Source organism: Azospirillum aestuarii (assembly GCF_016632405.1).
GTDB classification, from domain to species: domain Bacteria; phylum Pseudomonadota; class Alphaproteobacteria; order Azospirillales; family Azospirillaceae; genus Azospirillum; species Azospirillum aestuarii.
The window spans coordinates 1-22,655 of the sequence record NZ_JAEPIV010000016.1; the positions used below are offsets into that span (position 1 = coordinate 1).

Annotated in this window: 20 protein-coding genes and 3 pseudogenes; 18 read left to right on the plus strand and 5 right to left on the minus strand. The window is 68.3% G+C overall.

All coding sequences use genetic code 11. The features are described from left to right. The coding region (locus JJL56_RS22340) for a transposase (protein WP_200486344.1) at positions 1 to 341 on the plus strand (341 nt) is incomplete at its 5' end. A gap of 33 nt (positions 342 to 374) precedes the next feature. After that, positions 375 to 1,064: pseudogene (locus JJL56_RS22345) on the plus strand (transposase); the annotation flags it as partial. A 120-nt stretch (positions 1,065 to 1,184) separates the two neighbouring features. Here JJL56_RS22345 and JJL56_RS22350 read toward each other — a convergent pair. The 3 genes and pseudogenes from JJL56_RS22350 to JJL56_RS22360 form a co-directional block, all read right to left on the minus strand. Beyond that, positions 1,185 to 2,580: pseudogene (locus JJL56_RS22350) on the minus strand (ISL3 family transposase); the annotation flags it as partial. Positions 2,581 to 2,674: 94 nt separating this feature from the next. Next, a pseudogene (locus JJL56_RS22355) lies at positions 2,675 to 2,887 on the minus strand (transposase); the annotation flags it as partial. Between the two features lie 47 nt (positions 2,888 to 2,934). Continuing rightward, on the minus strand, positions 2,935 to 3,648 hold the full coding sequence (locus JJL56_RS22360) for an IclR family transcriptional regulator (protein ID WP_200486347.1): 714 nt from the start codon (positions 3,646 to 3,648) through the stop codon (positions 2,935 to 2,937). A 205-nt stretch (positions 3,649 to 3,853) separates the two neighbouring features. Here JJL56_RS22360 and JJL56_RS22365 point away from each other — a divergent pair, with 205 nt between their 5' ends. The 12 genes from JJL56_RS22365 to JJL56_RS22420 all read left to right on the plus strand — a co-directional run bounded on the left by JJL56_RS22365 (position 3,854) and on the right by JJL56_RS22420 (position 15,797). After that, positions 3,854 to 5,332: an aldehyde dehydrogenase family protein gene (locus JJL56_RS22365; RefSeq protein WP_200486348.1), complete on the plus strand. Its 1,479-nt coding sequence runs from the start codon at positions 3,854 to 3,856 to the stop codon at positions 5,330 to 5,332. Positions 5,333 to 5,370: 38 nt separating this feature from the next. Then, entirely contained in the window at positions 5,371 to 6,198 is an 828-nt protein-coding gene (locus tag JJL56_RS22370; protein ID WP_200486349.1) for a citryl-CoA lyase, read from the plus strand. Further along, positions 6,195 to 7,469, plus strand: coding sequence for a CaiB/BaiF CoA transferase family protein (locus tag JJL56_RS22375; RefSeq protein WP_200486350.1), 1,275 nt, complete (start codon positions 6,195 to 6,197; stop codon positions 7,467 to 7,469). Before JJL56_RS22370 ends, JJL56_RS22375 begins: the two co-directional genes overlap by 4 nt. 45 nt (positions 7,470 to 7,514) lie before the next feature. After that, positions 7,515 to 9,017, plus strand: coding sequence for an FAD-dependent oxidoreductase (locus JJL56_RS22380; protein ID WP_200486351.1), 1,503 nt, complete (start codon positions 7,515 to 7,517; stop codon positions 9,015 to 9,017). Positions 9,018 to 9,062: 45 nt separating this feature from the next. Beyond that, positions 9,063 to 10,292 carry an ABC transporter substrate-binding protein gene (locus tag JJL56_RS22385; protein WP_345772621.1) on the plus strand — a complete coding sequence of 410 codons (1,230 nt, stop codon included), beginning with the start codon at positions 9,063 to 9,065 and terminating at the stop codon, positions 10,290 to 10,292. Positions 10,293 to 10,477: 185 nt separating this feature from the next. After that, complete coding sequence (locus tag JJL56_RS22390) at positions 10,478 to 11,281, plus strand: ABC transporter ATP-binding protein (RefSeq protein ID WP_200486352.1); 804 nt, start codon at positions 10,478 to 10,480, stop codon at positions 11,279 to 11,281. Continuing rightward, positions 11,274 to 11,996 (plus strand): ABC transporter ATP-binding protein, encoded by a 723-nt coding sequence (locus tag JJL56_RS22395; RefSeq protein WP_200486353.1) that lies wholly within the window; start codon positions 11,274 to 11,276, stop codon positions 11,994 to 11,996. The genes JJL56_RS22390 and JJL56_RS22395 overlap by 8 nt, the downstream gene beginning before the upstream one ends. Before the next feature lie 18 nt (positions 11,997 to 12,014). Continuing rightward, entirely contained in the window at positions 12,015 to 12,902 is an 888-nt protein-coding gene (locus JJL56_RS22400; RefSeq protein WP_200486354.1) for a branched-chain amino acid ABC transporter permease, read from the plus strand. Positions 12,903 to 12,947: 45 nt separating this feature from the next. Then, entirely contained in the window at positions 12,948 to 13,883 is a 936-nt protein-coding gene (locus tag JJL56_RS22405; RefSeq protein WP_247890585.1) for a branched-chain amino acid ABC transporter permease, read from the plus strand. A 160-nt stretch (positions 13,884 to 14,043) separates the two neighbouring features. Further along, positions 14,044 to 14,403 carry a DUF190 domain-containing protein gene (locus JJL56_RS22410; RefSeq protein ID WP_200486356.1) on the plus strand — a complete coding sequence of 120 codons (360 nt, stop codon included), beginning with the start codon at positions 14,044 to 14,046 and terminating at the stop codon, positions 14,401 to 14,403. A 650-nt stretch (positions 14,404 to 15,053) separates the two neighbouring features. Continuing rightward, the gene (gene crcB, locus JJL56_RS22415) at positions 15,054 to 15,449 is read left to right on the plus strand and encodes a fluoride efflux transporter CrcB (RefSeq protein WP_200486435.1); all 396 of its coding nucleotides are present in this window, start codon (positions 15,054 to 15,056) and stop codon (positions 15,447 to 15,449) included. 3 nt (positions 15,450 to 15,452) lie between these two features. After that, positions 15,453 to 15,797 carry a DUF190 domain-containing protein gene (locus JJL56_RS22420; RefSeq protein WP_200486357.1) on the plus strand — a complete coding sequence of 115 codons (345 nt, stop codon included), beginning with the start codon at positions 15,453 to 15,455 and terminating at the stop codon, positions 15,795 to 15,797. 11 nt (positions 15,798 to 15,808) lie between these two features. Here JJL56_RS22420 and JJL56_RS22425 read toward each other — a convergent pair whose 3' ends face one another. Beyond that, positions 15,809 to 16,246: an EamA family transporter gene (locus JJL56_RS22425; RefSeq protein ID WP_200486358.1), complete on the minus strand. Its 438-nt coding sequence runs from the start codon at positions 16,244 to 16,246 to the stop codon at positions 15,809 to 15,811. Positions 16,247 to 16,605: 359 nt separating this feature from the next. After that, on the minus strand, positions 16,606 to 17,688 hold the full coding sequence (locus JJL56_RS22430) for a LacI family DNA-binding transcriptional regulator (protein WP_200486359.1): 1,083 nt from the start codon (positions 17,686 to 17,688) through the stop codon (positions 16,606 to 16,608). 210 nt (positions 17,689 to 17,898) lie between these two features. Between JJL56_RS22430 and JJL56_RS22435 the strand changes: the two genes are divergently transcribed. Genes JJL56_RS22435 through JJL56_RS22450 form a run of 4 tightly spaced genes read left to right on the plus strand, consistent with a single transcriptional unit; the run spans position 17,899 to position 22,639 of the window. Next, entirely contained in the window at positions 17,899 to 19,743 is a 1,845-nt protein-coding gene (locus tag JJL56_RS22435) for a glycoside hydrolase family 2 protein (protein WP_200486360.1), read from the plus strand. 14 nt (positions 19,744 to 19,757) lie between these two features. After that, entirely contained in the window at positions 19,758 to 20,750 is a 993-nt protein-coding gene (locus JJL56_RS22440) for a TRAP transporter substrate-binding protein (RefSeq protein ID WP_200486361.1), read from the plus strand. A 46-nt stretch (positions 20,751 to 20,796) separates the two neighbouring features. Then, on the plus strand, positions 20,797 to 21,306 hold the full coding sequence (locus JJL56_RS22445) for a TRAP transporter small permease (RefSeq protein WP_200486362.1): 510 nt from the start codon (positions 20,797 to 20,799) through the stop codon (positions 21,304 to 21,306). A 31-nt stretch (positions 21,307 to 21,337) separates the two neighbouring features. After that, a complete protein-coding gene (locus JJL56_RS22450) occupies positions 21,338 to 22,639 on the plus strand; it encodes a TRAP transporter large permease (RefSeq protein WP_200486363.1) in 1,302 nt (433 codons plus the stop codon). Positions 22,640 to 22,655: the final 16 nt, after the last annotated feature.

Genomic DNA, 22,655 nt, shown 5'->3' on the forward strand with positions numbered 1-22,655 from the left:
TGAAGAAGTACGCGGCCAAGCATGCCAAAGCCGTCCAGTGCCTGAGCAAGGACCGCGACGCGCTACTCGCCTTCTACGCCTTCCCCGCCGAGCACTGGGAGCACGTTCGGACCACAAATCCCATTGAGAGCGTGTTCGCCACCGTGCGGCACCGGACCTTCCGAACCAAGGGGGCGCTGTCACAGGAGACCGCCAAGCTGATGGTCTTCAAGCTGATCACCGCCGCGGCAAAAACCTGGCGCCGCCTCCAGGGCGAAAACCTGTTGCCCAAGGTGATCCGCGGCGTCACATTCCGCGACGGCATCGAGGTCACTGAAGCCGCGTCACAGAACGCCGCCTGATCGGCCCGTCACCCAATCTCCCACATAGCTCCGGTCGGTGTCCGGTGCACACGGTCGGTCTATAGCACCGCCGTGGAATTGACTTGGCCGGTGGCCAAGACCGGACGGCCGCGCAAACGGGCCGTCGCCAGTGAAGAGCCAGTCGCCGCCGCCACCATGCTGGAAGCCGCGTCCTGGCAGCGCCTCACATGGCGCACCGGCACCAAAGGGCCGCTCACCGCAGAATTCGCTGCGATGCGCGTCCGTGTCGCCGATGGGCCGCCCCAGCGCAATCGGGCGCCCTTGCCGGGCGAGGAGGTCTGGCTGGTCGGTGAACTCCGGAGCAACGGCGAGCGCAGATACTACCTGAGCAATTTGCCCTCTGGCACGCCGTTGCGGACCTTGGCGGCCCGGATCAAGGCGCGCTGGGTATGTGAACAAGGGCACCAGCAGATGAAGGAAGAACTGGGGCTCGATCACTTCGAGGGGCGTGGCTGGCATGGTCTGCACCATCACGCCGTTCTCGTCATGATCGCCTTGGCCTTTCTCCAGCACCTCCGGCTCGCCCACGTGCCGGAGTGGGGAAAAAAGGGCGAGCGGCGAAAGCGGACCGCCGCCTCAACCAACGCTGCCCGCCGTCCGGCGGGCGATCCTCGCGCATATCCCCACCGAGACGCCAATCCGATGTCCGTGCTGTCGTTGCTGGCTCGTCCGGCACATGCGAGAGTAGAACTGCCAAAGTAGTGCTAGGGCATTGACGCAGACACAGGATTCACAGCGGGCTGCTGGTGTGCGATTCTGTCGGCATGGCCCAGACCGTCAGCGTTGTCGAGCGTTGTCGTTGGAGCAGAGGATCGCACGCGTTTGCTGACGACGCACCATCATGCTGAACGCGCGCGCCAACTCGATGACCGCGGTTAGTCCCGCAGAATTGGCGAGCAAGGCATCAACGAACCGTTGCTCGGTGACATCGATCGTCTCCGGATCGGCCACCACCAGCCACGCCGCCCGGCGTTTCGAGGGCAACTTCCACGTCACCATCCTGCCGACTGCGCCGCCTGAGGTCGGGTTTGCATCCCGAAGGCGGCGCACCCAGCGCTGCACGGTGCGGAGTTGCCCGCGAAACCCTCGCTCAAGGATCTCCTGCCACAGCCGGGCGGCGTTGTGGCAGCCCTCGCCCCAGCGCTGCCGGAGGTACACGGCGTGGAGATCGACCGCACTGCCGCGATCCTGTTGGGACCAAACCGGAAGTTCGCCGGACCGCACCCACGCGCGCACGGTCTTGCGATTGATGCCGAGCGTGCGGGCGATCCGCTTCATCGGCCAGCCTTGGCCGTGCAACGCCATCACCTCGTCAAATCGGGCCTGCCGGACGCCATGGCGATCCGTCATTGGCAACTCGGCCGTTGGTGCCGGGAGCGGTGCGGTCGTCGGGGATGACGAGGCGGCCGGGCCGATTTCCGGGGCGGCCCCCGCGGCCGCTTTGCTTGCTATGCGCAGGTCATGATGATGCCGGTCGAGAACCCCGGCCAGAGCATCCCCGAGATTGCGCAGAAGATGTCAGCGGTCCGAGACCTGTACGGCGTTTGGAGCGCCGGCCCGAATGCCGTCGGCGTAAGGCCGGCGCGGTCGCGGGCAACGACCTCCACCCCGGGATGGGCTTTCAACCATGCCGTCACGGTTTCCGCGTGGCGGTCGGGCAGCAGGTCGATGGGACGGTTGCGTTCCAGATCGACGATGATCGTGCCGTAGCGCTGACCGCGCCGCCACGACCAGTCGTCGATGCCGGTGACGCGCGGCGTCGGCAGCGCCGGCAGGGGAGCCGCCCGGATCAGGCGCAACAACGTGTCACCGCTGACCGGCATGGCCAAGCAAGCCGCCAAGCGGGCACCAGCCTCGCCGCCGGCACTGAGGGCAAGGCGCCGCTGCGCCTCCGAGAGCCGGACGGTCCGCCGAGCCTTCGGCAAGGCGACGGCCGGCAGGCGTTCGGCAAAGATGCGGCGCGGACACTCGACGGCGGCGCAACGGAACCGGCGAACCTGAAGGTCGAGTTGGCCGACCCGGCCCTGCCAAGGAAGGCCGCCGTGGTGGCGACTGTAACGACTATGAACGCGGCGCGAAGGACGTCGGCAACCGGGCAGGCCGCCGCAGCGGCGCGAGCACGCACGGCCACAACAACGCGATCATGGGCGACGGTAACGTGATCAACGGCGAGACCGGGCGGGAGCAGGGACAGCAGCGATTTGCACAAAGAAATCAGTGCACTCAGAGAGGGATTCCGTTCCCTCTATGTGCTCACTGCCGCCGGAAAGTGCACTCACGCTGCACCGAAAACGATACCGCTGGCGAATTCCCTATGCGGCGTTCGGCATCATGAGGGCGGAGAACGATGATCGGCGAGTTTGGGCACGCGGATCACCGACCAGCCAAGCGTGGACGCGGGCGAGGTCAATGGCGGCGGCGATGAGGAGATGCTGAAGGTGCGTCTTGGCCAGCCCGACGTAACGCGAGCGTCGCAGGTGGAAGGCACGGACGCCCTGGGAGATCGTGCCTTCGATGCCGGCCCGCTTGCGCGGAAGGACCAGTTTCTTGTGACGCAATTCTTGACGAAGTATCAGCTTGGATAATGCCCGCCGAGAGTCTCCGACAGCCGGTGACCGGCAGCCCGCAACAGGGGCATCATCACCGCCACGCGTTCCTCGGTAAAACGAGTCAGCGGGCCCGATAAAGTCAGGGCGCCGACCAGTCCCTCCCGCTGGGAAAAGACGGGAACGGCCGCGGCCCCGGTCTCGGATTCGCGCTCGCCGAAGGAGAGCAGAGGCAGGGCAGCGAAGTCCGCCGCTGATGCCTTCTCGGCGAAACGGGTGAGCACATGGCCGGCGGCCCCCCGATCCAGGGGAAGACGGTCGCCTTCGTGGACGTGATCGCGGATCGCCTGCGTGGAATCCTCGCGAAACGCGCAAATCCGCCACGCCCCTTCGCGCCGGAAGAAGGACGCGCTTTCCCCGCTCTCACGCATCAGCTGGCGCAGCACCGGCCGGACATGGTCCTCCAACCGCAGTGAGCGTTGATAAAGCCCCCCCAGTCGCATCAGCTCCGGGCCGAGCCGAAAGGACTTGTCCTGGTGGCGGACGAGATAGCCGGCCTTCTCCAGTGAAACGGTCAGTCGCAGGATGGTGCTTTTGTAGAGCCCGGTCCGCGCCGCGATTTCCGTCAGGCTCAGCGCGTGATCGCCCGCCTGGAAGCAGCCGACGATGCTCAGCGCCCGGTCGACGGACTCCACGCCGCCGCCGGAGGCCGTTGTCGTATTGGGCTTTGCGTCGGTCATGTCGCGTCCTTCATTGGCAACCTTGGCATTGACAGCCTCGGCGCGCATTTTTCCCCGACACCACCATCGGACGTCAAGGACGGCCGACGCAAGACGCCCCGCAAAAAGTTCGATGTCGAATAGTTTGTGGTTGACGCATTTGACGGGCGCGTGTTCTCTTAGATGAAACATGGTTCTATCTACCAGAACTTTTGCGAGGCGAAGGGTGGAACGCTACAGGCTGTTCATCGACGGGGACTGGTGCGATCCGGTTTCCAACGAGTGGTTCGAAACGACGGAGCCCTTTTCTGGGCTGGCGTGGGCGGAGATTCCGCGCGGAACGCAGGGCGATGCCGACCGTGCGATCGAAGCGGCGCACCGCGCCTTCCTGTCGCCGGAGTGGGCGGGGCTGACCGCGACCCAACGCGGCGCCCTGCTGCGCCGGCTGGCCGAACTGATCGAGCGCAACGTCGACCGGCTGGGCGCCATCGAGCAGCGCGACAACGGCAAGCTGATGGCTGAGGTCAGCGGACAGGTGCGCAACGTCGCCCAGTGGTTCCATTACTACGCCGGCCTTGCCGACAAGGTGCAGGGTTCCGTCGTGCCGATCAACAAGGCCGATGTCTTCAACTACGTGAAGTACGAGCCGCTCGGCGTCGTCGTCGCCATCACGCCGTGGAACTCGCCGCTGGCGTTGACCACCTGGAAGATGGCCCCGGCGCTGGCCGCCGGGAACACCATCGTCATCAAGCCGTCGGAATACACCTCCGCCTCCATCCTGGAACTGGCGAAGCTGGCGCAGGAGGCGGGCTTCCCGCGCGGCGTCGTCAACGTCGTCACCGGCTTCGGCGGCGAAGTCGGCGAGCCTCTGGTCCGCCACCGCCTGACCGCAAAGGTCGCCTTCACCGGCGGCGACATCGGTGGCCAGCGGGTCAACGAGGCCGCGGCGCCGGGCCTGAAGAAGGTGACGTTGGAACTGGGCGGCAAGTCGCCGAACATCGTCTTCGACGACGCCGATCTCGACCAGGCGGTGAAGGGCGCCATCTCCGGCGTGTTCGGCGCGTCGGGCCAGACCTGCATGGCCGGCTCGCGCCTGCTGGTGCAGAAGACCATCCACGACACCTTCGTCGAGACGCTGGTCGCGGCGGCGGGCGAGGCGCGCATCGGCGACCCGTCGAAGATGGACACGCAGATCGGCCCCATCGCCACCCGCGCGCAATGGGAGAAGATCCTGCGGATGATCGAGATGGCCAAGGCGGAGGGAGCGGTCTGCGCCCTCGGCGGCCATGCCCTGTCGGGGCCGGAGTATGGCCAGGGGCAGTTCGTGGCGCCGACCATCTTCACCGGCGTCCGCAACGACATGCGCATCGCCCAGGAGGAGGTGTTCGGCCCGGTCCTCTGCATCATCCCCTTCGAGGACGAGGAGGACGCGCTGCACATCGCCAACGACGTCGAGTTCGGTCTGGCGGCCGGCGTGTGGACGCGCGACCTCCACCGTGCGATGCACTGTGTCGACCGGCTGCGCGCCGGGACGGTGTGGGTGAACAACTACCGCTCGACCAGCTTCACCACGCCCTTCGGCGGCTACAAGCGCTCCGGACTCGGCCGCGAGGGCGGCGTAGAGGCGATCAAGGAATATCTCCAGACCAAGAGCGTCTGGATCACCACAAAGCCCAACCGCGCCAACCCCTTCGTGCTCGGCTGAGGCCGGGCCTGCAGGGGCATGACCCCGGGAGCGTTCCCATGTCCGAAGCGACCATCGATACCGCCGCCGGCTGGTGGCGGACGTCGATCATCGACATCCATCCAGGTTCGATCCGGGTGCGCGGCTACGCCATCGAGGAACTGATCGGCACGATCGGCTTTCCCGACATGGTCTGGCTGATGCTGCGCGGCGACCTGCCGACGCCGGCGCAGGGCCGGCTGCTGGGGGCCGCGCTGGTCGCGGCGGTGGACCACGGGCCGCAGGCGCCGTCCATCGCCACGGCCCGCATGGCCGCCACCTGCGGCGTCGGGCTGAACAACGCCATGGCCTCCGGCATCAACGCGCTGGGCGACGTCCATGGCGGTGCCGGCCAGCAGTGCATGGAGCTGTACGCGGCCATCGCCGCCCGCATGGCGGAGGGCATCTCCGTGGCTGTGGCGGCGGACGCCGAGATCGCCGCCCGGTTGGAGCGGCGCGAGCACATCCCCGGCTTCGGCCACCGCTTCCACCCCGTCGATCCGCGCGCCGGCCGGCTGCTGGCCCTGGTGGGTGAGGCGAGGGACGACGGTGCCGTGACCGGGGAGGTCGCCGCCATCGGCCGCGCCGTCGAGGACGCGCTGGCCGCGCGCAAGGGCAAGCGGGTGCCGATGAACATCGACGGCGCCACCGCCGTGGTGTTCGCGGAACTCGGCTTTCCGGCGGGGCTCGGGCGCGGGCTGTTCGTGCTGTCGCGCTCCGTCGGCATCCTGGCGCACGCCTGGGAGCAGTCGCAGCAGGGCGGCCGGATCAAGGGGCCGATGCCGCCGTCCATCCCCTACCGCTACGACGGCGAAGCGCCCCGCCCGGTGCCGGGAGGCGGCGCATGACCGGCCCGTCCGCCGACAACCCGCTGCCCCTGGCCGGCGTCAGGGTCCTCGACTTCGGCCACACGGTGATGGGGCCGTCCTGCGCCATGATCCTCGCCGACCTCGGCGCCGACGTGGTGAAGATCGAACCGGTGCCCAACGGCGAGCCCACCCGCCATCTGAAGGGCTTCGGCACCGGCTATTTCGGCTATTTCAACCGCAACAAGCGTTCGGTCGCCGTCGACCTGAAATCTCCGGAGGGGCGCGAGATCGCCCGCCGCCTCGTCGCCGAGACCGATGTGCTGGTGGAGAATTTCGCCCCCGGCACGATGGATCGCCTGGGGCTGGGCGCCGAGACGCTGGCCGGCCTCAACCCGCGCCTGATCTACGCCAGCCTGAAGGGCTTCCTCGACGGCCCCTACGCCGGGCGCCTCGCCCTCGACGAGGTGGTGCAGATGATGACCGGGCTCGCCTACATGACGGGGCCGAGCGGCCGGCCGCTGCGCGCCGGCACGTCGGTGGTGGACATCACCGGCGGCATGTTCGCGGTCATCGCCATCCTGGTGGCGTTGCGCGAGCGCGAGCGGACCGGCCGGGGCCAGACCGTCGAGTCCGCCCTGTTCGAGACCACGGTGTTCCTGATGGGCCAGCATCTCTGCTACGCCGCCCAGTCGGACGCGCCGATCCCGCCGATGCCGGAGCGCGTGTCGGCCTGGGCGGTCTACGAGACCTTCCACACTGCCGACGGGCGGCCGATCTTCGTCGGCATCACCACCGACAGCCATTGGGAGCGCTTCTGCGCCACCATCGACCGGCCGGACCTGCGCGACGATCCGCAGTTCCGCAGCAACAACGACCGCATCGCCGCCCGGCCGCGCCTGCTGCCGCTGCTGACCGCCCTGTTCGGCGGCCTGTCGATGGAGGAGGCGGTGTCGGTGTGCGAGCGCGCCCGCATCCCCTTCGCGCCGATCGCCCGTCCGGAGGATCTGTTCGACGACCCGCATCTGCGGGCGACCGGCGGGCTGATGCCGACCACCCTGCCCAACGGGGTGCGGACCGCCCTGCCCCGGCTGCCGATCCATGTGGCCGACGCGGATCTGGCGATCCGTTGCGACCCGCCGCGCGTCGGCCAGGACACGCGCGCCGTGCTGGCCGAGGCCGGCTATGACCCGGCGGTGGTCGAGCGTTTGGTGGAGGCCGGGATCATCGTGGCCGACGGCGCCATCGACAACTCCACCGATGGCGCCACCGACCGGGCGCCGGACAAGAACCACAAACGCCTCGCCGGATGAAGCGGGACAGGTCAGGAGACGAATGAGATGACGGAGGAAACCAGAATGAGCCCGGCCGACAACAACGCCAACGACAACGCCGACAACAACACCGATATCAGCGATCTGGTGATCGTCGGCTGCGGCATCGCCGGCCTTTCGGCCGCGGTGACGGCGCTGCAGGCCGGACTCTCGGTCACCCTGCTGGAGCGGGCGCCGGAGGAGGATTTCGGCGGCAACTCGCGCTGGACCGAAGCCTACATGCGGATGAAGAACGACTCCGAGATCGCCGACGATTTCGAGGAGCATTTCGCCGCCAACGCCGGGCTGAACATCGACCCCAACGTTCTGGCCGCCGCCGCCGAGCCCTACGAATACTGGCCCGACTACGTGAAGGCCCATCCCTTCCCCGATCCGGAGGTGATCGCCCGCTTCGCCGAGCGGGTGCCGACGACCATCGGCTGGCTCAAGGAGTTCGGGCTGCGCTTCGAGCCGCAGCCGATCTATCTGCTGACCCAGAACACTCAGCGCATCGCGGCCCAGGGCGGCGGCCTCGCTCTGATCGAGCGGCTGATGGCGGAGGCGAAGGCGCTCGGCGCCCGCGTGCTCTACCGCACCACGGCGCTCGACCTGCTGCGCGACGGGCGGGGCCGCATCGGCGGCGTCCACGCCACCGGGCCGGACGGGTTGCGCGTCTCCATCCGCGGCCGTTCGACGGTCCTGGCCTCGGGCGGCTACCAGGGCAACACCGAGATGATGACCCGCTACATGGGGGCGCGCGCCAAGCATGTGCGGCCGGTGGCGCGCGGCGGCTACTACAACCGGGGCGAGGGCATCCGCATGGCGCTCGACGCCGGGGCGGCGCCGGCCGGCGATTTCGGCTCCTACCACGCCGAGCCGGTCGATCCGCGCTCCCGCCAGCCCGAGGCGGTGATCTTCATCTGGCCCTACGGCGTGCTGGTCAACAAGCGCGGCGAGCGCTTCCTCGACGAGGCGCCGGGCACCGCCGACGCCACCTATGACCACATCACGCGGGTCGTCGCCGACCAGCCGGACGGGCTCGCCTACGTCCTGTTCGACGATCAGGTGGAGGACATCCCGCGCTGGCGCACCAGCATCCGCAGCGACGTACCGGCCATCGAGGCGCCGACGCTCGACGCCCTGATCGAGGCGCTCGGCCTGCCGGCCGAGGCCACCAAGGCGACGGTCGCCGCCTACAACGCCGCCTGCCCAGCCGACGCCGGCCGCTTCGACGCGACGCGGGTGGACGGTCTGGCAACGACCGGGCTGACCCCGGCCAAGACCAACTGGGCGCGCCCGCTGGTCAAGGGGCCGTTCCGCGCCTTCCCCATCGTCTCGGCCAACTGCTTCACCTTCGGCGGGCTGAAGGTGGACGTCGACGCCCGCGTGCTGGACGGCAACGGCCAGCCGATGCCGGGCCTCTACGCGGCGGGCGAGACGGTCGGCCTCTACCACCAGGTCTACACCGGCTCGACCTCGGTCCTGCGCGGCGCCGTGTTCGGCCGGCTCGCGGCGCAGCACGCGGCCGCGTCGCGGAACGCCGGCTGAACCGGCACAAGAAAATTGCGTCCAAGAATTCATTGGGAGGATATCGTGAAGCGCTACGCCGTGACGGCGGCCATCGCCGCCTGCCTGCTCGCCCAGACCTATTCCCAGCCGGCCCACGCCCAGGGCGCGGCCTACAGCGACGGCAAGATCAAGATCGGCATCCTGACCGATCTGTCGGGCCAGCTCTCCGACAGCACCGGTCAGGGCTCGATCGCCGCCGCGCAGATGGCGGTGGAGGATTTCGGTGGCGCCGTCAACGGCACGCCCGTCGAGCTGATCTTCGCCGACCACCAGAACAAGGCCGACATCGGGGCCTCGACGGCGCGGCGCTGGTACGACGTCGATCAGGTGGATGCCATCATCGACGTTCCGAACTCCGCGGTGGCGCTGGCCGTGCAGCAGATCACCAAGGAGGCCAACCGCGTCGCCATCTTCTCCTCGCCGGCCAGTTCGGACCTGACCGGCAAGGCCTGCACGCCGAACGGACTGCATTGGACCTACGACACCTACGCGCTCGCCCACGTGACGGGCGAGGCGGTGGTGGCCTCGGGATTGAGCAGCTGGTTCTTCCTGACCTCCGACTACGCCTTCGGCCATGCGTTGGAGCGTGACACCGGCGCCGTCGTCGAAAGCCAGAAGGGCAAGGTCCTGGGCAGCGTCCGGGTGCCGGCCAACAACGCTGACTTCTCGTCCTTCCTGCTCCAGGCGCAGGCGTCGCCGGCGAAGGTCGTGGCGCTCGCCACCGCCGGGGCCGACACCCAGAACGCGATCAAGCAGGCGGCGGAGTTCGGGCTCGGCCAGTCGGGCAAGAACATCGTGGCGCTGCTGCTGGCGATCAGCGAGGTCCATGCGCTGGGCCTGTCGGCGACCCAGGACATCATGCTGACCACCCCCTTCTACTGGGACATGGATGACGAGACGCGCGCTTTCTCCAAGCGCTTCTTCGAGAAGCGCAAGGCCATGCCGACCTTCTATCAGGCCGGCGTCTACGGCGCGGTCAGCCATTACCTGAAGGCGATCAAGGCCGCCGGAACGGACGCCGCCCCCGCCGTCATGAAAACGATGAAGGCAACCCCGGTGAATGATTTCATGACGAAGAACGGCTCGGTCCGCGAGGACGGCCGGGTGCTGCGCGATATGCACCTGTTCCAGGTCAAGACTCCGCCGGAATCCAAGGCGCCCTGGGACTATTACAAGCTGGTCCGCAGCGTTCCCGCCGATCGCGCCTTCCGGCCGCTGTCGGAAAGCGAATGCCCGCTCGTCAAGAAGATGTAGGCGGACGGCGTGGAGCCGGGGGCGATGGCCCGGAACGGCGTCGCCCTCCCCTCGCCCCCATTCCTTCCGCTCCTGACATCCTTCCCGTTCCGGATGGCGCGAGGGAGGAGCGGCCGGCCTGTGCCCGAGGCCGCGGAGGCCGGCCCACCGGCGGTCGACCGGCCCAACACCGGGAAAGGACAGACATGACCACCGGAAACACCCGCTCCGGACACATCGGCGACATCATCCTGGAAGCGCGTGGCCTGACGATGGAGTTCAAGGGCTTCATCGCGGTGAAGGAGGTGAACCTCCAGGTTCGCCGCGGCACGATCCATGCGCTGATCGGCCCCAACGGCGCCGGCAAGAGCACGGTTTTCAACCTGTTGACCAAGTTCCTGACGCCGACGCGCGGCCAGATCCTTTACAAGGGGCGTGACATCACCGCCATGAAGCCCGCCGACGTGGCGCTGCTCGGCATGGTGCGCTCCTTCCAGATTTCCGCCGTCTTCCCGCACCTCAGCGTGCTGGAGAATGTCCGAGTCGCGTTGCAGCGCCCGCGCGGCACCAGCTTCCATTTCTGGAAGCCGGAGGCCAGCCTGCACGACCTGCACGACCGCGCCGAGGAGCTGATCGAGGCGGTGAACCTCACCCCCTGGGCCGGCCACACCGCCGCCGAGCTGCCCTACGGCCGCAAGCGCGCGCTGGAGATCGCCACCACGCTGGCGCTCGACCCGGAGGTGATGCTGCTCGACGAACCGCTGGCCGGCATGGGCCACGAGGACATCGAGGGCACCGCCGCGCTGATCAAGCGCGTCTCCGCCGACCGCACCATCCTGATGGTCGAGCACAATCTGTCGGTCGTCGCCCATCTGTCGGACACCATCACCGTGCTCCGCCGCGGCGAGATCCTGGCGGAGGGCTCCTACGACGTCGTATCGCACAACCCGCAGGTCATGGAGGCCTACATGGGCACGGGGGCCGGCACGGGTGAGGTGGGCCATGCCTGACGGCGCGACCGTGAAGACCACCATGCTGGAAATCCGCGATCTCCAGGCCTTCTACGGCGAGAGCCACGTGCTGCACGGCGTCAACATCGACGTGCGCCAGGGCGAGGTGGTGACGCTGCTCGGCCGCAACGGCGCCGGCAAGACAACCACCATGCGCTCGATCATGGGCATCGTCGGCAAGCGCAACGGCTCGATCCGCTTCCAGGGCCGGGAGCTGATCGGCATGGCGCAGCACAAGATCCCCCGCCTCGGCATCGGCTACGTGCCGGAGGAGCGGGGCATCTTCGCCTCGCTCAGCGTGGACGAGAACCTGATGCTGCCGCCGGTGGTGAAGGCGGGCGGCATGACCGTCCCGCAGATTTACGAGCTGTTTCCCAACCTGCAAGGCCGCGGCACCACCCAGGGCACGCGCCTGTCGGGGGGTGAGCAGCAGATGCTGGCCATCGCGCGCATCCTGCGCACCGGCGCCGACCTGATCCTGCTCGACGAGCCGACCGAGGGGCTGGCCCCCGTCATCATCGAGCAGATCGGGGTGGCGGTGCGCAAGCTGAAGCAGCGCGGCTTCACCATCGTGCTGGTGGAGCAGAATTTCCGCTTCGCCGCGACCATCGCCGACCGCCATTACGTGATGGAGGAAGGCCATGTCGTGGACATGATCCCCAACGACCAGCTCCACGCCAACATGGACAAGCTGCACACCCATCTCGGTGTGTGAGCGGGAGAAGAACGCCCGATGTCCCAACTGCTCGGCATTCCGCCGCAGGCCTTGTTCGGCCAGCTTCTGCTCGGCCTGATCAACGGCTCCTTCTACGCGTTGCTCAGCCTTGGGCTGGCCGTGATCTTCGGCATGCTCAACGTCGTCAACATGGCGCACGGCGCCCTGTATATGGTCGGCGCGTTCGTGGCTTGGCTGCTGCTGACCTACGCTGGCATCGGCTACTGGGGGGCGCTGCTGCTGGCGCCGCTGGTGGTCGGGCTGGTCGGGCTGGCGCTGGAGCGCACGCTGCTGCGCCGGCTCTACAAGATCGACCATCTCTACGGCCTGCTCCTGACCTTCGGTCTCGCGCTGATCTTCGAGGGCGCCTTCCGCCACCAGTATGGCGTGTCGGGCCAGCCCTACCCGATCCCGGAGCTGCTGAAGGGCGGCACGAACCTGGGCTTCATGTATCTGCCGACCTACCGCGGCTGGGTGGTGGCGGCGTCGCTGGTGGTTTGCCTTGGCACCTGGTTCGCCATCGAGCGCACCAAGCTGGGCGCCTATCTGCGGGCCGCCACCGAGAATCCGACCCTGGTCCAGGCCTTCGGCATCAACGTGCCGGTGATGGTGTCGCTGACCTACGGCTTCGGGGTGGCCCTGGCCGGTCTGGCCGGGGTGCTGGCGGCGCCGATCTATCAGGTGTCGCCGATGATGGGGTCGAACCTGATCATCGTCGTCTTCGCGGTGGTGGTGATCGGCGGCATGGGCTCGATCCTCGGGGCCATCGTGACGGGCCTGGGGCTGGGGCTGCTGGAGGGGTTGACCAAGGTCTTCTACCCGGAGGCCTCCAACATCGTCGTCTTCGTCATCATGGCTGTGGTGCTGATGGTCAAGCCCGCCGGCCTGTTCGGGCGGGAGAGATAAGCCATGAGCCTGCAAACCAGGGACACGCTGCACGAGGGCCTCGCCATGCGCGGCGCCTCACCGAAGGTCCTTCTGACCGGAGCCTTGCTGCTTCTGGCGGTCCTGGCACCCTACGCCCTGTACCCGGTCTTCCTGATGAAGGTGCTGTGCTTCGCGCTGTTCGCCTGCGCCTTCAACCTGCTGATCGGCTTCGCCGGGTTGCTGAGCTTCGGCCACGCCGCCTTCTTCGGCGGGGCGGCCTATGTCGCCGCCCACGCGGTCAAGGAATGGGGCTGGGCGCCCGAGGCCGGGCTGCTCGCCGCCACCGCGGTCGCCGGAGCGATGGGGCTGGTCTTCGGCCTGCTCGCCATCCGCCGGCAGGGCATCTATTTCGCCATGATCACCCTGGCGCTGAGCCAGATGATCTTCTTCCTGGCCCTACAACTCCCCTTCACCCATGGCGAGGACGGCATCCAGGCGGTGCCGCGCGGCGTGCTGTTCGGGCTGTTCGACCTCAGCCACCCGCTGGCGATGTACTACACCGTGCTGGCGATCTTCCTCGGCGGCTTCGCCCTGATCTGGCGTACGGTCCATTCGCCCTTCGGTCAGGTGCTGAAGGCGATCCGTGAGAACGAACCGCGCGCCGTGTCGCTGGGCTACCGGACGGAGCGCTACAAGCTGCTCGCTTTCGTGCTGTCGGCGAGCCTCGCCGGTCTGGCCGGCGGGACCAAGGCGCTGGTCTTCCAGTTGGCCTCGCTGACCGACGTGACGTGGCAGATGTCGGGCGAGGTGGTGCTGATGACCCTGCTCGGCGGCATGGGCACGCTTCTCGGCCCGGTGGTGGGTGCGGTCATCGTCGTCACGCTGGAAAGTTATCTGGCGGCCACCAGCCTGCCGGTGCCGGTGGTGATCGGCGGCATCTTCGTCGTCTGCGTCCTTGTCTTCCGCCGCGGCATCGTCGGGGAGTTGCTGCACCGTCTGTCCGGGAAGGGGAAGCGCTGATCCCCTGCTTCAACGGACTCCATCCGCCGCTGCGCCACTGCCGCGCCCCCGGTCGGGGAATTGGTGGTGAATGCCGAATGAACCGGCGCCGGCCGCCGGCGTTGGCGCGATACTGCCAAGAGGATGTTCGGATCGCGCGTCACCCTGGGAGGGCGCTCGAATGCAGGTTCCAAAAAACGCGGTGCTCCTGCGGGCCTTCATCGGCGAAGCTGATCGCCATGACGGCGGCCCGCTCTACGAACGCATCGTCATGAAGGCGCGCGAGCTGCATCTCGCCGGAGCGACGGTGCTGCGCGGCGGCATGGGATTCGGTCATTCCAACCGGGTGCACACCTCGAAGATCCTCCGGCTCTCCCAGGATCTGCCACTGGTGGTCGAGATCGTCGACAGCGAGGATGCCATCAACGCCTTCCTGCCGGTGCTCGACGGCATGATGCCGGGCGGGCTGATCACCCTGGAAAAGGTGCAGGTGCTTCAATATGGCCCCGGAGCCATCCGCGAACCGACGCGGCTCACCTGAAGGGAACAAGGACCGCCGGTGACGGGACGGCATCGCCTGTGGCGTGTGCCGCGACCTTTGCTGTTGACGCCGCGGCGCAGAAATGAGAAGTGAGGATCTGCAATGGATTCTGCCTGACCATTCCCGGTCGAACCGCTCCGCTCCGGCGGGCTGATGACTCCTACTTCCTGTCCTTGGGGGAGTAGCATGTCCGAATCCAGCCAGATCCCATCATCACACCACTGTTCCGGAAGCGGCCAAGCGGTCTGGAATCCTCAACGCGGTCGCCCGCCACATCCATTTCGACTACAACAACCACGGCGGGGCCGAGGTCCATGCCGTCGAAGCGGCCAATCACCTCCTCCCCATGTGCGTCGAGCTGATCGCCCCGCGGAACCGGCTGGAACTGTTCTGCCGGGAGGGCCGCCCTCTGCTCGAACGCAAGGCCGTCATCTGCACGGCGTTGGAGCGGTGGCGTGGTGCCGCCGCCCCCTCTTCGACCTGCATGTTGTCCGGAGACTCTGAATGCGCCCGACCGTACTCGCCCTTGCAATCATCCCGGAGGTCGGCGTCGGTCGGACGCATGTTGCCGCTGCCGCATCGGAAGGGGGAAGCGGTCCCGGCTTCGCCTGTCTCTCGATCCAGTCACGCCCGATGGTGCGTTCATGCTGATGACCTACCTGTGGGTCGCCCTCGGTGGCGCCATCGGCAGCGTTCTCCGGTTCTGGTGCTCGGGAGCCATCGCCGGCCTGTTCGGCCAGACTTTTCCCTGGGGCACGCTGGTGGTGAACATCGCCGGGTCCTTCGTCATCGGCTTCACCGCGACGCTGACCGGACCCGACGGCCGCCTGTTCGTTCCCTCCGATGCCCGCAGCTTCGTGATGGTCGGGGTCTGCGGCGGCTACACCACCTTTTCGTCCTTCAGCCTGCAGACCCTGAACCTGGCCCAGGACGGCGAGTGGCTGCTGGCCGGAGGCAACGTCCTGCTCTCCGTCACGCTGTGCATGATCGCGGTCTGGCTCGGCCACGTCACCGCCGCCAGCCTCAACCAAATGAAGGGAGCCTGAACCATGCGGACACTGATGGACGCCGTCCTGCTGCGCATCCACGCCAGCGAGCGCGACCGCTTCGGGCATCAGCCATTCCATGAAGCCGTGGTGGCCAAGGCGCGCGAGGCCGGCCTGAAAGGCGCCACCGTGCTGCGCGGCGTCATCGGCTACGGGCACGACAGCCGCATCCACACCGCGAAGATCCTCGACCTGTCGGTCGATCTCCCGCTGGTGATCGAGATCGTCGACGACGAGGCCAGCATCACCGCTTTCCTGCCGACGCTGGACGGGATGATGGAGTTCGGCCTCGTCACCCTGGAGAAGGTCCGCGTGCTCCGCTACGGGGCGCCACAGGACGCCGCCTGAGCCGCCCGCCGTCAGGGCTTGTAGGCGACGAGCAGCGCGCCGGCGGCGATCAGCACGACCCCGGCCCAGTTGGGGGCGGACAGTTTCTCGCCGAGAAACAGGACACCGAAAACCGCCACCATCACGACGCTCATCTTGTCGATCGGCGCCACCTGGGAGGCGTTGCCGAGCTTCAAGGCGCGGAAATAGCACAGCCAGGACGCCCCGGTGGCCAGACCCGACAGCACCAGAAACGCATAAGTCCGGGGCGCCAGCGAGTCCAGCGGCTGGAACTGTCCGGTGCCCAGCAGGATGGCGCCGAGGGTGAACAGGACGACGATGGTGCGGATGAAGGTGGCGAAGTCGGAATTGACGTTCTCGACGCCGATCTTGGCGAAAATCGCCGTCAGCGCCGCGAAGGCGGCCGAGAGCAACGCCCAGAACGGCCAGGCCGACAGCAGGCTTTTCATGCGCAAGGTCTCCGGTCCATGACGGGGACTACGGCCCCGCGCGGTTCTCGTCCTGCACGGCGAACACCCGATGCGCATAGACGTCGAGCATTTCTTCGCAGACCGCGCCGAGGCCCTTGATCTTCCGCCACAGCCCCACCCGCCCCTCCGCGGGTCCGGGAGGAACCTTGTCGGTAATGAGTGTCCATGAACATGCGTTCATGGAACGAACGTGATTGTAACGACGGTTGCATGTCAAGCGGGTGATCGTGCGCGATTGCGCTTGCCGTCAAAAAGAGGGCGGGAAGCGGAGAATGGGAGGCTGGAAGGCGGCCTGTTCGGTGCAGACGCTTTCCGACCTGCCGGGTTCAACGCCCGGTTCAGCTCCCCGAGACAGGCTCCGTCTCACCCGGCAGGACCCGGTTGCGGATGGTCAGCTGGTGGGTCAGGAGCAGTGGAGCCGGCCGCTTCTCCCCGTCCCAGAGCCGGTGCAGCATCCCCACGATGGCCGGACCGAAATGGTCGGACGGCACGCGGACCGAGTTCAGCCAGTCGGCGATCCAGGGGTTGATCGGGTTGTCGTCGAACCCGAAGAAGGCCACGTCGCCCGGCACGTCCAGCCCGGCCTCCCGCGCGCGGCGGTAGGCGCCGTAGGCGAGCAGGTCGCTCAGGCAGACGATCACCGGCGGGCGGTCCGGCCGCTCCAGCATCGTCCCCATGGCGTGGTAGCCGGCCACGATGTGATCCAGCCCCGGCCCGGTGGCGCAGGGAATGGCCGCCGTGTCCACCCCCGCCGCGGCCAGCCGGTCGAACAGCCCGAGCAGGCGCCAGTGACCGGCGGTGCGGTCCAGCGAGGCGTGGAGGACGCCGATGCGGCGCACCCCGCGCTCCAGCAGCCGGTCGGCGATCTCCGCCCCGGCACCGGCGTTGTCGAGCCCGACATAGGGCGAGGACGGGTCGCCGGGGTCCGGGCGGTTCACGAAGACCAGCGTGTCGCCGCCCGCCCGCGCCTCGTCCAGCGCCGGACTGTCCACCGCGCCCACCAGGATCATCGCGCGGACGAGCTGGGCGCGCATTTCGCGGATGTACTCGTCCTGCACGTCGGCGCGCTCGTGCGTGTCGCACAGCGACATCACCAGCCCCTCCCCGCGCAGCGACCATTCGATCGACGAGGCGATGGCCGCCATGGAAGGGTTGGCGAGATTAGCGGCCAGAACGCCGACGATGCGGCTTTCCCGGCGGCGCAGCGCCCGCCCGACGCTGCCGGGCCGGTAGCCCAGCTCGCGGATCGCCGCTCTCACCCGCTCCGCCGTCTCCGCCGTCGCCTTGTTCGCGACGCCGTTGATGACGCGCGAGGCGGTGGCGACCGACACCCCGGCGCGGGCCGCCACCTGGGCGAGCGACGGGGTGAGCGACGCGCGCTCCGCGCGCGAGGCGCGGTTGCGGTCGGATGGCGGGGACATCGGCACCTCGGTCTGCGCAAGAGGGTTGGCGGTGGGCGGGCGGCATGAAAACCGGTTGCGTAGAGATGCACGCGCGCCTATTGTTTCGGCAAGGGTAATCGATTTCCCTCCGCCGTGATATCGGTAACGATGCCGGCGGACGGACGAATTGCCCAACCTCGCCCCTTTTGCAAAGCGGGCGCGGAAAAAAAGACGAGGGAGAGAACGCTCATGACAGCCGAAGGCGCCGACCGCGCCACGGTCGTTGACCCTTACGACCACCTCCATGACGAGAGTTACGCCGACGCCTTCGCCCGCGGACGGGTGGGCGCCGCGTCCCTGGTGACCGTCGCCGGGCGCGCCGTCGAGTCGCTGGATGGCGACTGGCGATTCGCCATCGACCCCCATGACGAGGGGCTGCGCCAGACATGGTACGCCGACGAGCCGGTGCCGGCCTCGGAATGGACCGTCCCGCGCGATTATGACGACGGTGCGTGGCAGACCGCCCCGGTTCCCGCCTGCTGGAACATGCGGCGCCCGGAATGGCGGCATTACGAGGGCGGCGCCTGGTACACGCGGACGCTGGACCATACACCCGGCGAGGCCGATGAACGCACCGTCCTGCATGTCGGCGCCGCCGCCTACGAGGCGCGCGTCTTCCTGAACGGCCAATTCCTGGGGGCGCACCGCGGCGCTTCGACACCCTTCTGCGTCGAGCTGACCGGGCACCTGCGCCCCGGCCCGAACCGCCTCCAGATCCAGGTCGACAACGCGCGCCGGACCGACCGGGTGCCGATGCGCCACACCGACTGGTTCAACTATGGTGGACTCTACCGCTCCGTCGCGCTGCTGCGGCTGCCCGCGCTGTTCATCCGGGATTTCGGCGTGGCGCTGGTGCCGGGCAGCGGCTTCCGCCGCGTCGCCGTGGACGTCACCCTGTCCGACCCGGTGGACGGCACGGCGACCGTCGCCATCGACGGGCTGCTGCCGCCCTCCCCTGTTCCCATCACCGCCGGCCGCGGCCGGGTGGAGTTCGACCTCGCCCCGGAGCTGTGGTCGCCGGACTCGCCGCGCCTCTACGGCGTCACCCTGCGCTTCGGCGCCGATTCCGTGGCCGACCGCGTCGGCTTCCGCGAGATCGCCGTGGCGGGGGAGCGCATCCTCCTCAACCGGCGCGACATCACGCTGCGCGGCGTTTCCGTCCATGAGGACGACCTGTTGCTCGGCAAGACCAGCGACGAGGCGGACATCCGCCGCCGCTACGCCGACGCCAAGGCGCTGGGCTGCAATTTCCTGCGCCTCGCCCACTACCCGCACGACCCGCGGGCGGTGGCCATCGCCGACGAGGTCGGGCTGATGCTGTGGTCGGAGATTCCCGTCTACTGGGCCATCGACTTCGCCAACCCCGACACGTACGAGGACGCCGCGAACCAGCTCGCCGAGCTGATCGCCCGCGACCGCAACCGGGCCAGCACGATCCTGTGGGGCGTCGGCAACGAGAACGCCGACACCGACGCCCGCCTGTCCTTCATGGCGCGGCTGGCCGCGCTGGCCCGTCAGTTGGACCCGACGCGGCTGGTGACCGCGGCCTGCCTGATCGACCGCGAGCGGTTCGCCATCGCCGACCGTCTGGCCGACCATCTCGACGTGATCGGCCTCAACGAATATTTCGGCTGGTACGAGCCCTCCTTCGACGGGCTGCGCCGGCTGCTCGCCAACTCCGCCCCCGGAAAGCCGGTGATCATCTCTGAATTCGGCGCCGACGCGGTGGCGGGCCTGCGCGGCGGCCCGCGCGACCTCTTCACCGAGGACTGCCAGGAGGCGGTCTACCGCGAGCAGCTCGCCATCCTCGCCACCGCCCCCTACGTGCGCGGGATGACGCCCTGGGTCCTCTACGACTTCCGCACCGAGCGGCGGCAGACCGCCTTCCAGCGCGGCTGGAACCGCAAAGGGCTGATCGCCGAGGACAAGACCACCCGCAAGCGCGCCTTCGCCGTCCTTGCGGCCCATTACCGGGCGATGGCCGACGCCGAGGCGCCGCCGTCGCCGCACACCCAAACAGCCAAATCACGATAACCGGAGGATTCGTCATGTTCGCGTTGAACCGCCGCCACGCCGCCCTTCTCGCCGCCGCCGTCGCTGCCGTCATGGGCCTGACCCTCGCCGGGCCGGCCGCCGCCAAGACCACGCTGCGCCTCGGCCATGGGCTGGCCAAGGGCCACCCGGTGGACGTCTCGCTCGACGAGTTCGCCAAGCTGGTGCGCGAGCGCAGCAAGGGCGAGCTGGACATCAAGGTGTTCCCCGCCGGCCAGCTCGGCCAGCAGCGCGAGCTGATCGAGCAGATGCAGAACGGTGCGCTCGACCTCGTGCACGCCAACGCCTCGCCGCTCGCCGCCTTTGAAGCGAGCTTCGGCGTCTACGACATGCCCTTCCTGTTCCGCGACAGCGACCATTTCTTCAAGGTGGTCGACGGCGCGGTGGGCGACGAGATCCTGGCCTCCAGCCGTGCCAAGGCCTTCGTCGGCCTCGCCTATTACGACAACGGCACGCGCAGCTTCTACGCCAACAAGCCGCTGGCCAAGCCGGAGGATCTGAAGGGCCTGAAGGTCCGCGTCCAGCCCGGCCCGATCGCCACCCGCATGATCAACCTGCTGGGCGCCACCGCCACCCCGCTGGCCTGGGGCGAGGTCTACACGGCCCTGCAGTCCGGCGTCGTCGACGGGGCGGAGAACAACGTGACCGCCCTGACGCTGGCCCGCCACGGCGAGGTGATGAAGGTCTACACCCGCGACGAGCACACCCGCGTGCCCGATGTGGTGCTGGTCGCCACCGCCACGCTTGACCGGCTGAAGCCGGAGCAGCAGGAGCTTCTGCGCCAGGCGGCCCGCGACAGCGCCAAGGCCCACAACGCCCGCTGGACGGCCGAGCTGGAGAAGGCCGAGGGCGAGGCCGTGAAGATGGGCGTCAAGTTCGTGGACGCCGACAAGGCGGCCTACCGTCAGGTGGTGCAGCCCATGTACGACGACCTGAAGGCCACCCCGGCGCTGGCCACGCTCGCCGACCGCATCCAGGCGGTCAAGTAAGCCCCCGCCCCGCCCGCCCGCCGCGTCGAAACAGAGGAGCGCCCCCATGCTGGCCACCATCCACCGCACGCTCGACCGCCTCGTGCTCGCCATCACGATCCCGCTGACGGTTGCCATGCTGGGCTGCGTGGTGTGGCAGGTCGTCGCCCGCTACGCGCTCAACGTTTCGACGTCGGCGACGGATGAGATCGCCCGCTTCGCCTTCATCTGGGTCAGCCTGCTCGGCTCGGCCTATGTGCTGGGCCGGCGCGGGCACATCGCCATCACCGGGCTGGTGGACCTTCTGCCGGCCCGGCCGCGCGGCGGCGTCGAGATCGCCATCGCGACGCTGGTCGCGCTGTTCACAGTGACGATCCTGTGCGGCGGCGGCTGGCTGCTGGTGGACAAGGCGCGCACGCTCGGCCAGGTCACGCCGGCGCTCCAGCTGCCGATGTGGATCGTCTACGCGGTGATCCCGCTGTCCGGCGTGCTGACCCTGATCTACATGGCCATCGCCCTTATGGAGAGCCTGCGCGAAGGGCCGGGCGTGTCCAACCACGCCGTCTCGCTCGACTGACGCCCACCCTATCCGTCGCGGAAACGCAGCCATGGACTTCTCTCCCGCCTTCGTTCTCAGCGCCGCCTTCGTCGCCCTGCTGGCCTTCGGCGTGCCCATCTCCTACGCGACCGGGCTCGCCTCGATCACGGCGCTGCTGACCATCATGCCGCCGCTGCCGGCGATCTCGGTGACGGCGCAGCGCATCGCCACCGGCCTGGACAGCTTCGCGCTTCTGGCGATCCCCTTCTTCTTCATGGCCGGATCGATCATGAACCGTGGCGGCATCGCCCGCCGCCTGATCGACTGCGCCAAGGTCTTCGTAGGCTGGATGCCCGGACCGCTGGCGCAGATCACCATCCTCGCCAACATGATGTTCGGCTGCGTGTCGGGGTCGGCGGTGGCCGCCGCCTCGGCCATCGGCGGCACCATGCAGCCGTCGATGGACAAGGCCGGCTACGACCGCAGCTACACCGCGGCGGTCAACATCTCCTCCTGCATCACCGGACTGCTGATCCCGCCGTCGGGCGCCTTCATCGTCTATTCGCTGGTGTCGGGCGGCACCTCCATCGCGGCACTGTTCGTCGCCGGCTATCTGCCGGGCATCCTGCTCGGCTTGGCGGTGATGATCCCGGCCTGGATCATGGCGAAGAAGCGCGGCTACGCCCGCCTGCCCTCCCCGACGCTGTCCCAGTCCTCGCGCGCCCTGCTGTCCGCCCTGCCCAGCCTGGGGCTGATCATTGTGGTGATCGGCGGCATCGTCGGCGGCGTGTTCACCGCGACCGAGGGTTCGGCCATCGCGGTCGTCTACGCACTCGCCCTGGCGCTCGCCTACCGGGAGCTGTCGATGGACGACATCGGGCAGATCCTGATCGACACCATTGTGGCGACGGCGGTGGTGGCGCTGATGGTCGGCACCTCCATGGCGATGGCCTATGTGATGTCGCTGGCCGAGATTCCGCAGATCATCGGCGACTGGGTGCAGTCGGTGTCCGGCAACTGGATCATCGCCCTGCTGCTGGTCAACATCGTGCTGCTGCTGATGGGCACCTTCCTGGACATCACGCCGGGCATCCTGATCTTCACGCCGATCTTCCTGCCGGTGCTGGTGGAGCTGGGGGTGGACCCGGTGCATTTCGGGGTGATCCTGGTGTTCAACCTGTCGCTCGGCATCGTCTCGCCACCGACCGGCAGCGCCCTGTTCATCGGCTGCGCCGTGGCGCGCGTGTCGATCGAGCAGGTGATCCGGCCGCTGATCCCCCTCTTCGCCTGGAGCACCGCGGCGCTGCTGGTGGTCACCTACGTCCCCGGCCTGTCGCTCTGGCTGCCCAGCCTCTTTGGCCTCATCAAGTAAGCCGCGCCCTGCCCTC